Origin of the sequence: Lichenicola sp. (genome assembly GCF_965198575.1) — a bacterium.
Taxonomy (GTDB): domain Bacteria; phylum Pseudomonadota; class Alphaproteobacteria; order Acetobacterales; family Acetobacteraceae; genus Lichenicola.
The window spans coordinates 3,233,882-3,246,253 of record NZ_OZ240671.1; the positions used below are offsets into that span (position 1 = coordinate 3,233,882).

The 12,372-nt window shown below is 69.3% G+C and carries 12 protein-coding genes; 10 read left to right on the plus strand and 2 right to left on the minus strand.

The genetic code is table 11. The features are described 5' to 3' along the window. Nucleotides 1-14 precede the first annotated feature (14 nt). Entirely contained in the window at nt 15-776 is a 762-nt protein-coding gene (ubiG, locus tag ACOEQ2_RS14675; protein WP_419728699.1) for a bifunctional 2-polyprenyl-6-hydroxyphenol methylase/3-demethylubiquinol 3-O-methyltransferase UbiG, read from the minus strand. Nucleotides 777-897: 121 nt separating this feature from the next. On the opposite strand from ubiG, the gene ACOEQ2_RS14680 reads away from it, so the two are divergent. The 8 genes from ACOEQ2_RS14680 (at nt 898) to ACOEQ2_RS14715 (ending at nt 10,129) form a co-directional block, all read left to right on the plus strand. Then, the gene (locus ACOEQ2_RS14680; RefSeq protein ID WP_419728700.1) at nt 898-2,121 is read left to right on the plus strand and encodes an aspartate kinase; all 1,224 of its coding nucleotides are present in this window, start codon (nt 898-900) and stop codon (nt 2,119-2,121) included. A 34-nt stretch (nt 2,122-2,155) separates the two neighbouring features. Beyond that, on the plus strand, nt 2,156-3,244 hold the full coding sequence (locus ACOEQ2_RS14685) for an NAD(P)H-dependent flavin oxidoreductase (protein WP_419731241.1): 1,089 nt from the start codon (nt 2,156-2,158) through the stop codon (nt 3,242-3,244). A gap of 76 nt (nt 3,245-3,320) precedes the next feature. Continuing rightward, nucleotides 3,321-4,511: a helix-turn-helix domain-containing protein gene (locus tag ACOEQ2_RS14690; RefSeq protein WP_419728701.1), complete on the plus strand. Its 1,191-nt coding sequence runs from the start codon at nt 3,321-3,323 to the stop codon at nt 4,509-4,511. Between the two features lie 255 nt (nt 4,512-4,766). Beyond that, the gene (gene ispG / locus ACOEQ2_RS14695) at nt 4,767-5,939 is read left to right on the plus strand and encodes a flavodoxin-dependent (E)-4-hydroxy-3-methylbut-2-enyl-diphosphate synthase (RefSeq protein WP_419728702.1); all 1,173 of its coding nucleotides are present in this window, start codon (nt 4,767-4,769) and stop codon (nt 5,937-5,939) included. 19 nt (nt 5,940-5,958) lie between these two features. Beyond that, nucleotides 5,959-7,209 (plus strand): histidine--tRNA ligase, encoded by a 1,251-nt coding sequence (gene hisS, locus ACOEQ2_RS14700; RefSeq protein WP_419728703.1) that lies wholly within the window; start codon nt 5,959-5,961, stop codon nt 7,207-7,209. A 10-nt stretch (nt 7,210-7,219) separates the two neighbouring features. After that, complete coding sequence (gene prfA / locus ACOEQ2_RS14705) at nt 7,220-8,275, plus strand: peptide chain release factor 1 (protein WP_419728704.1); 1,056 nt, start codon at nt 7,220-7,222, stop codon at nt 8,273-8,275. A gap of 30 nt (nt 8,276-8,305) precedes the next feature. Beyond that, nucleotides 8,306-8,827, plus strand: a complete 522-nt coding sequence (locus ACOEQ2_RS14710) for a nucleoside 2-deoxyribosyltransferase (protein ID WP_419728705.1) — start codon at nt 8,306-8,308, stop codon at nt 8,825-8,827. A 120-nt stretch (nt 8,828-8,947) separates the two neighbouring features. Next, nucleotides 8,948-10,129, plus strand: a complete 1,182-nt coding sequence (locus ACOEQ2_RS14715; protein ID WP_419728706.1) for a ceramide glucosyltransferase — start codon at nt 8,948-8,950, stop codon at nt 10,127-10,129. 10 nt (nt 10,130-10,139) lie between these two features. Here ACOEQ2_RS14715 and ACOEQ2_RS14720 read toward each other — a convergent pair whose 3' ends face one another. Beyond that, the gene (locus tag ACOEQ2_RS14720; protein WP_419728707.1) at nt 10,140-10,628 is read right to left on the minus strand and encodes a hypothetical protein; all 489 of its coding nucleotides are present in this window, start codon (nt 10,626-10,628) and stop codon (nt 10,140-10,142) included. Nucleotides 10,629-10,706: 78 nt separating this feature from the next. Here ACOEQ2_RS14720 and prmC point away from each other — a divergent pair, with 78 nt between their 5' ends. Continuing rightward, nucleotides 10,707-11,588: a peptide chain release factor N(5)-glutamine methyltransferase gene (gene prmC, locus ACOEQ2_RS14725; protein WP_419728708.1), complete on the plus strand. Its 882-nt coding sequence runs from the start codon at nt 10,707-10,709 to the stop codon at nt 11,586-11,588. Nucleotides 11,589-11,880: 292 nt separating this feature from the next. Further along, on the plus strand, nt 11,881-12,354 hold the full coding sequence (locus tag ACOEQ2_RS14730; RefSeq protein WP_419728709.1) for a DUF4167 domain-containing protein: 474 nt from the start codon (nt 11,881-11,883) through the stop codon (nt 12,352-12,354). The last annotated feature ends 18 nt before the right edge of the window (nt 12,355-12,372 follow it).

The window sequence follows — 12,372 nt, forward strand, 5'->3', positions numbered from 1 at the left end:
CCGGCTCCGCATCCTCAGACCGCCAGCGCCACGATGTAGTTCACGCCGAGGCGGCGGCTCTCGCGCCATTCATGCAGACCTGCCGGGACCATGCCGGCGATGTCCATGGTCCGCAGCCCGGCGCGTGCGGCCAGCCCGGACAGCTCGGCCGGCGTGATGAACCTGTTCCAGTCATGGGTGCCGGCGGGCAGCAGCCGCAGCACGTACTCGGCGCCGATCTTGGCGGTGGCCAGCGACTGCCAGGTGCGGTTGAGCGTCGAGAGCACGATGATGCCGCCCGGCCGCAGAAGGCTGGCCAGCAGTGCGAGAAACGCCGCCGGATCGGTGACGTGCTCGATCACCTCGAGTGCGGTGATGGCGTCGAACTGCCGACCCTCGGCGACCAGCTCCTCGGCACTTGCCGCCCGGTACTCGAGCCGGCCGCCGCGGGCCTGCAGCGCGTCCGGCTCGAGCGCCGCATGCACCCGCGCCGCCGCAATTGCCTCTGCCGACGCATCGACACCCAGCACGTCGTAGCCCAGCCGGGCGAACGCCTCGCTTGCCAGCCCGGCGCCGCAGCCGAGATCGAGCAGCCGGATCGGGCCCTGGTTCCGCAGCGGGGCCAGCCTGGCGTGCGCCCAGCCGACGCGGAGCGGGTTCATGTCGTGCAGCGGCCGCATCGGTCCGCGTGGGTTCCACCAATCGGCGGCCAGGCGTCCGAAGCGGGCGATCTCGTCCGGCGAGACGGATGACTGCTTCGGTGCGTCTCGTTCCGGGGTCGTCTGGTCTGGTTGCATGTTGCTGCCTCCGCTCGAGGCAGCTATGTGAGCCGCCTGCCGCATGCGGGCAATGTCGGCGTGATCACCGCCCCACCGGACGATGCCTGCCGCGCCCTGTCCGCCTGGAGACGATCCGCTGATGGCTCGCATCGTGATGAAGTTCGGCGGCACCTCGGTGGCCGACCTCGATCGCATCCGGTCGGTGGCCCTCAGGGTGAAGCGCCAGGTCGAGGCCGGCGACGAGGTCGCGGTGGTGGTGTCGGCGATGTCCGGCATCACCAACCAGCTGGTGGGCTACTGCCAATCGCTGTCGCCGCTGCACGATGCGCGGGAATATGATGCGGTGGTGGCGACCGGCGAGCAGGTGACCAGCGGCCTGCTGGCGATCGCGCTGCAGGCGGTTGGCGTGGATGCACGCTCCTGGCAGGGCTGGCAGATCGTGCTCCGGACCGACGGCGCGCACGGCAAGGCGCGGATCCAGGCGGTCGAGGGCGAGCAGCTGATCGCCCGGATGCAATCGGGCCAGGTTCCGGTGGTGGCCGGGTTCCAGGGGCTGGGGCCGGACAATCGCGTCACCACGCTCGGCCGCGGCGGGTCCGACACCTCGGCGGTGGCGCTGGCGGCGGCACTGAAGGCCGACCGCTGCGACATCTATACCGATGTCGACGGGGTGTACACGACCGACCCGCGGATCGTCCCGAAGGCGCGGCGGCTCGACAAGATCACCTACGAAGAGATGCTGGAACTGGCGTCGGTGGGTGCCAAGGTGTTGCAGACCCGCTCGGTCGAGCTGGCGATGAAGGAGCGGGTCCGGGTCCAGGTGCTGTCGAGCTTCGGCGACGGCATGCTGCCCGGCACGCTGGTGGTGGACGAGGACGAGATCGTGGAACAGGAAATTGTCGCCGGCATCGCCTACTCGCGCGACGAGGCCAAGATCACCGTGCGCAAGGTCCCGGACCGCCCGGGCGTGGCGGCGGCGGTGTTCTGGCCGCTGTCGGAGGCGCACGTGAACGTCGACATGATCGTGCAGAGCACCGGCGCCGACGGCACCACCGACATGACCTTCACGGTCGGCCGCTCGGACCTCGCTTTGGCGATCCAGGTGCTCCAGGCGGCGCATGGCGACATCCAGTACGGCGAGATGCTGACCGATGCGGACGTGGCCAAGATCAGCGTTGTCGGCGTCGGCATGCGCAGCCACGCCGGTGTCGCCAGCACGATGTTCCGCACCCTGTCGGAGCGCTCGATCAACATCCAGGTGATCTCCACCAGCGAGATCAAGGTCAGTGTGTTGATCGCCGCCGAATATACCGAGCTTGCGGTCCGGGCCCTGCATAGTGCGTATGGCCTCGATGTCGCCTGATCCCGCGTCCGCCCAACTTATCGAGCCCGAAATGATGTCAGCTTCGGTCATGCCAGCCCCCGAAATGCCTGCGTCGGTCCCCATGGTCGATCCCGAATACCAGGCCGCGAGGCAACAGCTCGACCGGCTGTGGGCACGTGGCACGGCCTTCCTCGGCAGCCAGGTGGCGATCATGGGGGGTGCCATGAGCTGGGTCAGCGAGCGCCACCTGGTGTCGGCGATCTCCAATGCCGGCGGCTTCGGGGTGATCGCCTGCGGTGCGATGAGCCCGGCGCTGCTCGAGGCCGAGATCGCCGCCACCCAGGCGCGCACCGACAAGCCGTTCGGTGTCAACCTCATCACCATGCACCCGAAGCTCGACGACCTGATCGGCGTGTGTGTCGCGGCCAAGGTCGGGCATGTGGTGCTGGCCGGCGGCGTGCCGTCCGGTGGGGCGATGCGGGCGATCAAGGATGGCGGCGCCAAGGTGATCGGCTTCGCGCCGGCCCTGGTGCTCGGCAAGCGGCTGATGAAGCTCGGCGCCGACGCGCTGATCATCGAGGGCTCGGAGGCGGGCGGCCATATCGGTCCGGTCTCGCTGACCGTGCTGGCGCAGGAGATCCTGCCCAATCTGCGCGAGCTGCCGGTGTTCGTGGCAGGCGGGCTCGGGCGCGGCGACGCGATCCTGGGGATGCTGGAGATGGGAGCGGCCGGCGCGCAGCTCGGCACCCGGTTCGCGGCCTCGACCGAGAGCATCGCGCATGACCGGTTCAAGCAGGCCTTCGTGCGCGCCTCGGCGCGTGACGCATTGCCGTCGGTGCAGCTCGACGAGCGCTTCCCGGTGATCCCGGTGCGCGGGCTGGTCAATGACGGCACCAGGCGGTTCCTGGTGCACCAGGCAGAGACGCTGCGGCGGTTCCAGTCGGGCGAGCTGACCAAGGAGGCCGCACAGCTCGACATCGAGCATTTCTGGGCCGGATCGCTCAGGCGCGCGGTGGTCGATGGCGACATCGAGGGTGGCTCGGTCATGGCCGGGCAGTCGGTCGGCATGGTGACGCGGGTGCAGCCGACCGCCGAGATCCTCGACGAGCTGGTGGAGCAGGCGGTGCGGGCGCTCATGTTGCGCAATCCGCTGCCGGCTTGAGCCTCATCGTCTCCGGCAGCCGGGCAGTGGCCCGGCGGGCATCATGCTGTAGGGTCTCGCCAACCGAGGCGACACGATGAGCACCACAGAGCAACCCGAGCAGGTCCGGACCGTCACCGCCGATACCTCGATGCTGCCGGTCGGTGCGGCGTTGCGGGTCAAGCGCGAGCAGCTCGGCTGGACGCTGCCGGACGTGGCTGCCTGGCTGCGGATCAAGCTGTCCTACCTGGAGGCGCTGGAAAGCGGGCAGGTCGCCAAGCTGCCCGGCAACACCTACGCTCTGGGCTTCCTGCGCGCCTACGCGGGTGCCCTGGGACTCGACGCCGACGACATCTCGCGGCGCTTCCGGCACGAGACCAAGGACATCAACCGCAAGCCCGAACTGGCCTTCCCGGCGCCGGTTCCGGAGCGTGGCGTACCGGCGGGGGCGGTGGTGCTGCTCGGCGTGTTGCTGGTGGGCGGCGCCTATGTCGCCTGGTACGAGTTCACCGGTCACGAGCGCCTGCTCTCGCACCCGGTGCCTGCGGTGCCGGCCGCGTTGGTGCCGTATGCCGGGGGGCGTGTACCGGCAACCTCGCCGCAGGTGGCGACGGTGATGCCGGCACCTGGCCAGGTTCCCTCGGCACTGCCGCCACCGCCCGCAGCCGTCCTCCCGGAAACCGCCGCCGGTCCGGCAGCATCTGCAGCTGCGCCGGCTGCGCCGGCTGCGTCGGCTGCGTCGGTCGGAGCGGGCGCGGCACCGACTGCTGCCTCGACCGCTGCATCCTCCACCGCAACCGCCCCGCCGGCTTCCGGCCCGGGGATTCCTGCGACCGCTGCCGCCGTGGGGCCGGCTGCCGCATCGGCCGGTCCTGCGGCTGCCGCGTCCAACGCGCCATCTGCCACGGCTGCATCCGGACCGGTCGCGGCGCCGGGACAGATCACGCTCAAGGCGTCGGCGACCTGCTGGGTGCAGGTTCGCCAGGTTGGCGGCAAGGTGATCTACGACCACGTGCTCGGCGCCGGCGACAGCTGGGTGGTGCCGGCCGACTCCGCGGCACTCACCCTGACCACGGGCAATGCCGGCGGCCTGACGCTGACCGCCGACGGCGTGACTTCTCCCGTTCTCGGTCGCAACGGCGCGGTCCGGCGCAACATCCCGCTCGATGCCGCATCGATCCGTAACGGCTCCATCGCGGCACCCCCGGCCGCCGGCGATCCCGGCTCCACCACGTCCGGTCCGGGCAGTCATCCCAGGCAATCCGAGCCGACTCCGCCCGCCGACTAGGCCGCCACTCTTGCATCACCGGTCCGATTGCTTGCCGGGGGCCGCAGGACCGACCATGTCACGGGGGCCACATGACCGGCCCGGAATGCCGCAATGCGGTGCCGGCCCTGGCCAATTCCGCCCGATCCTGGCAGGAAGCGGGCTCGTGCACGGTGCCTTGGTCGCCGACGCCGTGCAGTACCGGGCATTGTCGTCATCGCCGACGGCAGCCAGCCGGCACGCACGGTCGCGGCGCCACGCAGGGGAACAGACCAGATGAGCTACCGTCCCTACCAGCAGATCGAACGCCGCAAGTCGCGCCAGATCCATGTCGGGCGGGTGCCGGTCGGCGGCGACGCGCCGATCAGCGTGCAGACCATGACCAACACGCTGACCACCGACGCCAAGGCCACCATCGAGCAGATCCGCCTGTCCGAGATCGCCGGCGTCGATATCGTCAGGGTGTCGTGCCCGGATGAGGAGAGCACCGCCGCACTCGCCGAGATCGTGCGCGAGGTGAACGTGCCGATCGTCGCGGACATCCATTTCCACTACAAGCGCGCCATCGAGGCCGCCCGTGCGGGTGCCGCCTGCCTGCGCATCAATCCGGGCAATATCGGCAGCCCCGAGCGGGTGCGCGAAGTGGTGAATGCGGCCAAGGACCATGGCTGCTCGATCCGCATCGGCGTCAATGCCGGGTCGCTGGAGCGGCATCTGCTGGAGAAGTACGGCGAGCCGAACCCCGAGGCGCTGGTCGAGAGCGCGCTCGAGCACGCCAAGATCCTGCAGGACCACGACTTCCACGAGTTCAAGATCAGCGTGAAGGCGTCCGACGTGTTCATGGCGGTCGCCGCCTACCAGCAGCTTGCCGACGTCTGCGACCACCCGCTGCATATCGGCATCACCGAGGCGGGCGGGAAGCGCGCCGGCACCGTGAAGAGCGCGATCGGGCTCGGCAACCTGCTCTGGGCCGGCATCGGCGACACCCTGCGCGTCTCGCTGTCGGCGGAACCGGCGGAGGAGGTCCATGTCGGCTGGGACATCCTGAAGTCGCTCGGCATCCGGCATCGCGGCGTGAAGATCATCTCGTGCCCGTCATGTGCGCGGCAGGGCTTCAACGTGATCCAGACGGTGGCGACGCTCGAGGAGCGGCTGGCGCATATCGAGACCCCGCTGACGTTGTCGATCATCGGCTGCGTGGTGAACGGGCCCGGCGAGGCGCTGATGACCGATATCGGCGTCACCGGCGGCGGGTCGGGGCGGCACATGGTGTATGCGGCCGGCAAGCAGGACCACACCATGCCGGCGATCGACATGGTCGAGCACATCGTCGAGCTGGTGACCGCAAAGGCCGAGCTGCTGCAGGCCGAGATCGACGCCACCAGGGCGCGCGAGGCCGCGGATGCGTCCCGCCTGCTGACCGCCACCGCCGTGCAGGCGGCGGAATAGCAAGCAGGCAGTTACTCCATTGGACGCTCTGCAACCGGTCCGCGGCACCCGCGACCTCGTCGGCGAGGATCAGCGTCGCCACTCCCATGTCGTCGACACGGCGCGCCGGGTCGCTGGGCTGTACGGCTTCGACGAGTGGAGTACGCCGATCTTCGAGGACACCCGGGTGTTCTCGCGCAGCCTCGGCGAGACCTCCGACGTGGTGTCGAAGGAGATGTACAGCTTCACCGATCGCGGCGGCGACGGCATCACGCTCCGCCCCGAGGGCACGGCGGGGGTGTGCCGCGCCCTGGTCAGCAACGGGCTGACCCAGTCGCTGCCGCAGAAGGTGTTCTATGCCGGGCCGATGTTCCGCTACGAGCGGCCGCAGAAGGGGCGCTACCGGCAGTTCCACCAGATCGGCGCCGAGCTGATCGGGCCGGGCGAGCCGCTCGCCGATGCGGAAGCGATCACGCTGGGGCGCGACATCCTGCGGGCGCTGGGCATCGAGGGCCAGACGGTGCTGGAGCTGAACACGCTCGGCGATCCGGAGAGCCGGGACGCGTGGCGGCAGGCGCTGATCGGCTATTTCGGCGAGATGCGCGAGCAGTTGTCCGAGGACAGCCGGGCCAGGCTGGAGCGCAACCCGCTGCGCATCCTGGACAGCAAGTCGCCCTCCGACCAGGCGCTGGTGGCCGACGCGCCGATGATCGAGGCGTTCCTGACACCGGCGGCGCGTGCGTTCTGGGACGGTCTGCGGAGCGCGCTCGACAGTTTCGGCGTGGCGTTCCGGGAGAACCCGCGCATCGTGCGGGGGCTCGACTATTACAGCCACACGGCGTTCGAGTTCGTGACCGATCAGCTTGGGGCGCAAGGCACCGTGCTGGCCGGCGGTCGCTACGACGGGCTGGTCGCCGACATGGGCGGTCCGCCGACGCCGGCAATCGGATGGGCTGCCGGCATCGAGCGGCTGGCGATGCTGGTCGAGGGCGCGCCGGCGGTGCCCGTGCCGGTTGCCGTGGTGCCGGTCGGCGAGGCCGTGCTGCCGGTCGCCGTGAAGCTGTTGCAGGCGCTGCGGCAGGGGGGCGTGCGGGCGGAAATGGCCTATCGCGGCAACCTGAAGCGCCGGATGGAGCGGGCGAACCGGATCGGCGCCGGGTTCGCGGTGATCCTCGGGGATGCGGAGGTCGAGCGCGGCGTTGTCCAGCTGAAGGATCTCGGCGGCGGGGGCCAGGAGGAAGTGGCGCTCGACGAGGTTGCCACGCGCGTGGCCTTCCTGCTGACGCGCTAGAGTTACGGCCATGAGTTTCGAAGACAGGCTCGACCGCATCGTCGGTCGCTCCGACGAGCTGCAGAACATGCTGTCCGGCACCCTCTCGGGCGAGGCCTTCAACAAGGCGTCGCGCGAGTTCGCCGAGCTGGGATCGCTGGTCGAGCGCATCGGGGCGCTGCGCCAGGCCGAGCAGGAGGCCCGCGACGCGGAAGCCATGCTCGCCGATCCGGACATGCGCGAACTGGCGCTGAGCGAGCTCGACGGCCTGCGCGAGCGGCTGCCCGGCCTGCGTCACGAGATCCGGCTGGCGCTGCTGCCGAAGGACGAGGCCGACGCCCGCAGCGCCATCCTGGAAATCCGGCCGGCCGCCGGTGGCGACGAGGCCGGGTTGTTCGCGGCGGAATTGTTCGAGGCGTATCGGCGGTTCTCCGATTTGCATGGCTGGAAGTTCGAGGTGCTCGAATTCGACGAGAGCGAACTCGGCGGACTGCGCGGCGCGATCGCCAACATCAACGGCCGCGACGTGTTCGCCCGGCTGAAATACGAGTCCGGCGTGCACCGGGTCCAGCGGGTGCCGACCACCGAGACGCAGGGCCGCATCCACACCTCGACGGTCACCGTCGCGGTGCTGCCGGAGGCGGAGGAGGTCGACGTGCAGGTGAACGAGAGCGACCTGCGCATCGACGTCTATCGCGCGTCGGGAGCCGGTGGCCAGCACGTCAACAAGACCGAAAGTGCCGTGCGGATCACGCATCTTCCGACCGGCGTGGTGGTGGCGATGCAGGAGGAGCGCAGCCAGCACAAGAACCGCGCCAAGGCGATGAAGATCCTGCGCGCCAAGCTGTACGAGGCGCAGCGGGCGCAGCTGCACACCACCCGTGCCGCCGACCGCAAGAGCCAGGTCGGCACCGGCGATCGCAGCGAGCGCATCCGCACCTATAATTTCCCGCAAGGCCGGGTGTCGGACCACCGGATCAACCTGACGCTGTATAAGATCGACCGCGTCATGCAGGGCGAGTTCGACGAGTTCGTCGATGCGCTCACCTCCGAGGAACAGGCCGCGCGCCTGGCCCAGGAGGAATAGCCTCCGGAACAGGGTGCGGGCGAACCGGTCATGAAGATCTACCTGGCCGGCCCCGACGTGTTCCTTCCCGACCCTGCGCAGCACGGCCGCACGCTCAAGGCGATCTGCGCCCGCCTCGGTGTCGAGGGCCTCTACCCGATGGACAACGAGATCACACCCGAAGCCGGGCAGGACACGGCGAGCCTCATCCGCGCAGCCAACATGGCGATGATCCGGGCCTGCGATGCGATCGTCGCCAACATGACGCCGTTCCGCGGTGTCTCGGCCGATGTCGGCACCGCCTACGAGATGGGCGTCGGCGCCGCACTCGGAAAGATCGTCGTCGGATACAGCAGCGACGTCCGGTCCTACATGCAGCGCGTCGAAGCTTCCGGCGCGGTGACCCGGGATATCGACGATACATGCTGGGCTGCCGACGGTTTCTCGGTCGAGTGTTTCGGCGTGCCGCTTGCCGACAACCTCATGCTGTCGTGCGGTGTCGATGCCATGTGCGTCAGCGTCGAGCAGGCCGTCGAGGAAGCCCGGAGGCTGTTCGCGGCAAGGCGCGCCTGACCCCGTTCGGTCACCCCGGGGCCGCTGCCGCGCAACGGTCATTGGACAAATCGGGCGCCGTCGCTATCGAGGGTGCACGGCCCGCCGAAGGCGCCGCCACCGCCCGGATCGGAGCAAGGCGTGACACCACTTGCCGTCGCCGCTGCCGCGTTCTGCCTGGTCACGACGGTGGTGCACGTGGTCAGCCTCGGCGTCGCCGCCCTCCGCTGCCGCCAGCCCCGTGCGCGTGTCGCGCCGGCCGTGCATGCGCCGCCGGTCACCATCATCCGGCCGGTGTGCCGGGTCGACAACTTCGAGCGTGAAACACTCGCTTCCAGCTTCGCACTCGACTACCCGGAGTACGAGATCGTCTTCTGCGTGGCCCGCGCCGACGACCCGGTTGCGGTCATCGTTCGCGAGCTCATCGCGCAGCATCCCGGACACCGGGCGACGCTCCTGGTCGGGGAGGACCATCGGAGCTGCAATCCGAAGCTGAACAACGTGCTGAAGGGCTGGGATGCGGCGCGTCACCGCTGGATCATCCTGGCTGACAGCAACGTGCTGATGCCGGTGGATTACGTGCAGCGGCTGATGCAGCGCTGGCGCCCCGATACCGGCCTGGTGTGCTCGATGCCGATCGGCTCGAGGCCCGGCAACGTCTGGGCGTCGCTGGAATGCGCGTTCCTCAACACCTTCGAGGCGCGCTGGCAGTATGTCGGCGAGACGTTCGGGTTCGGCTTCGCGCAGGGCAAGAGCATGCTGTGCCGCCGTGACGTGGTCGATCGCGCCGGCGGGCTGCTGCGGGCGCTCGGCGGCGAGATGGCGGAGGACGCGGCCTTCACCAAGCTGGTGCGTGACGCCGGCCTGCACGTGCATCTGGTCGACGCGCCGTTCGAGCAGCCGCTCGGCACGCGCGGTTTCGGCGAGGTGTGGTCGCGTCAGCGGCGCTGGGCCACGCTGCGCCGCAAGACCTTCCCGGTGATGTACCTGCCCGAGATCCTGACCGGCTCGCTGTTCCCGTTGCTGGCGGGAGCCGGTGCGGCGCGGCTCGCCGGATGGCCGGAGGTGCCTCTGCTGGCCCTGCTGGCGGCGATCTGGTTCGGCGGCGAGGCGGTGCTGGCGCGCGTTGCCGGATGGCATGTGTCGCTGCGGATGCTGGTCGCCTGCGTGATCCGCGACATCCTGCTGCCGGTGCTGTGGGTCGAGGCCTGGCGCCGGCATGACTTCACCTGGCGCGGAAACGCCATGGATATCCGGCAGCCGCCGGTCGCGGAGAGCCGGGATCTGGAGCCGGTCGACCTCGTGGTATCCGGCACCGGCTGATCGCGATCGGTCAGGAGACCGGCGCCTGGCAGAACATCGAATGGCCTGGCTGGGTCTCCACCGCCGCCGGGTCGCTCGGGTCGGCCAGGTAGAACAGGGTGAAGTCGCGGGCGCCGAGTGCCACGAACACGCGCCCTCGCGGATCGCGCAGCACGCCCTCGCCGCTGACCTCGTGGATTTCCGGGGCACCCGCCCGGTTGCGGATGGTGATCTCGCCACACAACACATAGTCATGGGCAATGCGCGGCCCGTCCGGCAAGGTGATCGGCATCCTGATCTCGGTGGTGCGGTCGTCGAGTCGGAAGGTGCCGACCAGGTTGCCGTCGATATAGAGGCGGCTGGTCTCGCTGATCTCCTCCGCGGCGCGGCCGTCGACGACGGTGAAATCGGTGGCGAGGGCTGCCGGCGCCGGCAACGTCGCCGCGGCGAGCAGGGCGCCGGCGAGGCAGCGCCACGGCAGCAGGCGGGGAAGGGTGTCGAGGATCGGGTGTCGCATCATGCTCACTCCAGGATAGACCACCGGCTCGCGGTGGCCACCCGGCAGGTGCGGTCGCCTGCTGGCAGCAAGGAGCTTCGAATGATCCGGCAGCCCGGCCGACGGATGGTGCGCGATCTGCTGGCCGAGGCGGAAGCGGTGCTGGTGGCGTCCGGGATCGGGCAGCCGAGGCGGGAGGCGCGCTTGCTGCTGGCGCTGTCGCTCGGGGTCGATGCCGTCGGCCTGCTGGCGATCGGACCCGCAGCGGAGGTCGAGGCGGCGGGCTTTCTCGCACTGCTGCACCGCCGCGCGGCACGGACGCCGATGGCCTACCTGATTGGCCGGCAGGGGTTCTGGACACTCGATCTCGCTGTCTCGGACGCGACGCTGATCCCGCGGGCGGACACGGAATCTCTCATCGAGGCACTGCTGCAGGCCCGGCCCGACCGTAATCAGGTGCGACGCATCCTCGATCTCGGCACCGGCACCGGATGCCTGCTGCTGGCGGCACTTTCAGAGTATTCCGGCGCCTGGGGCATGGGCGTGGACGTGTCCGAGGCGGCGTGCCGGCTGGCCCGCCTCAATGCGCGCGACAACCGGCTGGATCAGCGCACCGCGATCCTGTGCGGCGACTGGGCCGGCGCGATGCGGCTCCCCGGATCCCCCGATGCGGGCTTCGATGTCGTCCTGAGCAACCCGCCCTACATCCCGGATGCGGATATCGCGGCGCTCATGCCCGAGGTGGCGCTGCACGAACCGGTCCGGGCGCTGTCCGGCGGTGATGACGGCCTTGCCGCATACCGGCAGATCATGCTGGTGCTGCAACACCAGCTGGCGCCTGGAGGCCTGGCTGTGCTCGAGGTCGGCGTCGGCCAGGCGGGTGACGTCGAGGCGCTCGGTTCGGATGCCGGCCTGGTGCCGCTGGGGGTCAGGCGGGACCTCGGCGGAGTCGAGCGCGCGGTAGTGCTCGAGGCGCCGCTTTGAGAAAAAGTTTGGCAGGCGAAGTATCCCTCGCTAGGTTCACGACGCGACACGCCGGACATGGCAAATCCTGCAACACCGTGTTAATCGAAATACGCAGGCGCGACGGATGACAGTGTCCGTTCGCATACCGGCCTGATGCCGAGCGATCTTCGAGTCCCGAGCGCAATTCGAGATATGGGGTTCGCCATCGCCGATCAGCGGCTGAAAACGGATCGGACAGCGTATCGGACGATCATCCTCAACGGCGCCCGGACGGTCGGGGCCGCGATCAGGAAAGTGCTGTGACAAGCTGATGAACATGAAACGTATGCGTGGCCGCAACCATCGTCCGGGGGGCGGTGGTGGCGGCGGCGGCAGCACCCCGATCCGCCACAACAATGGCCAGATCCCGCTCAATCGTAATCACGTCTTCGACAGTAATGGCCCCGATCTGCGCATTCGCGGCACGGCCCAGCAGCTCTTCGAGAAGTACCTGCAGCTTGGGCGCGACGCCACCAGCTCCGGCGATCGGGTCATGGCGGAAGGCTACTTCCAGCATGCCGAGCATTATTTCCGGATCCTGAACGCGATCGCGCAGGCGACCCAGCAGAGCCAGGCCAACCAGCAGCCGCACCACAACCAGCGCAACAACCGGCAGCAGCAGGATGGCGGCGAGCAGGATGATCGCGGCGAGTCCCAGCAGATGTCGTCGAACGGGCCTGCCGAACAGCAGATGATGCCGGACGAACAGCGTACGCAGCCGGAATTCTCTTCCGCCGACAGCTAGCTGCCCGACCCTGGCGGT

Coding starts and splice junctions, on each gene's coding strand:
- ubiG (WP_419728699.1), bottom strand. CDS start 776: ATGCAACCAGACCAGACGACCCCGGAACGAGACGCACCGAAGCAGTCA.
- ACOEQ2_RS14680 (WP_419728700.1), top strand. CDS start 898: ATGGCTCGCATCGTGATGAAGTTCGGCGGCACCTCGGTGGCCGACCTC.
- ACOEQ2_RS14685 (WP_419731241.1), top strand. CDS start 2,156: ATGTCAGCTTCGGTCATGCCAGCCCCCGAAATGCCTGCGTCGGTCCCC.
- ACOEQ2_RS14690 (WP_419728701.1), top strand. CDS start 3,321: ATGAGCACCACAGAGCAACCCGAGCAGGTCCGGACCGTCACCGCCGAT.
- ispG (WP_419728702.1), top strand. CDS start 4,767: ATGAGCTACCGTCCCTACCAGCAGATCGAACGCCGCAAGTCGCGCCAG.
- prfA (WP_419728704.1), top strand. CDS start 7,220: ATGAGTTTCGAAGACAGGCTCGACCGCATCGTCGGTCGCTCCGACGAG.
- ACOEQ2_RS14710 (WP_419728705.1), top strand. CDS start 8,306: ATGAAGATCTACCTGGCCGGCCCCGACGTGTTCCTTCCCGACCCTGCG.
- ACOEQ2_RS14720 (WP_419728707.1), bottom strand. CDS start 10,628: ATGATGCGACACCCGATCCTCGACACCCTTCCCCGCCTGCTGCCGTGG.
- prmC (WP_419728708.1), top strand. CDS start 10,707: ATGATCCGGCAGCCCGGCCGACGGATGGTGCGCGATCTGCTGGCCGAG.
- ACOEQ2_RS14730 (WP_419728709.1), top strand. CDS start 11,881: ATGAACATGAAACGTATGCGTGGCCGCAACCATCGTCCGGGGGGCGGT.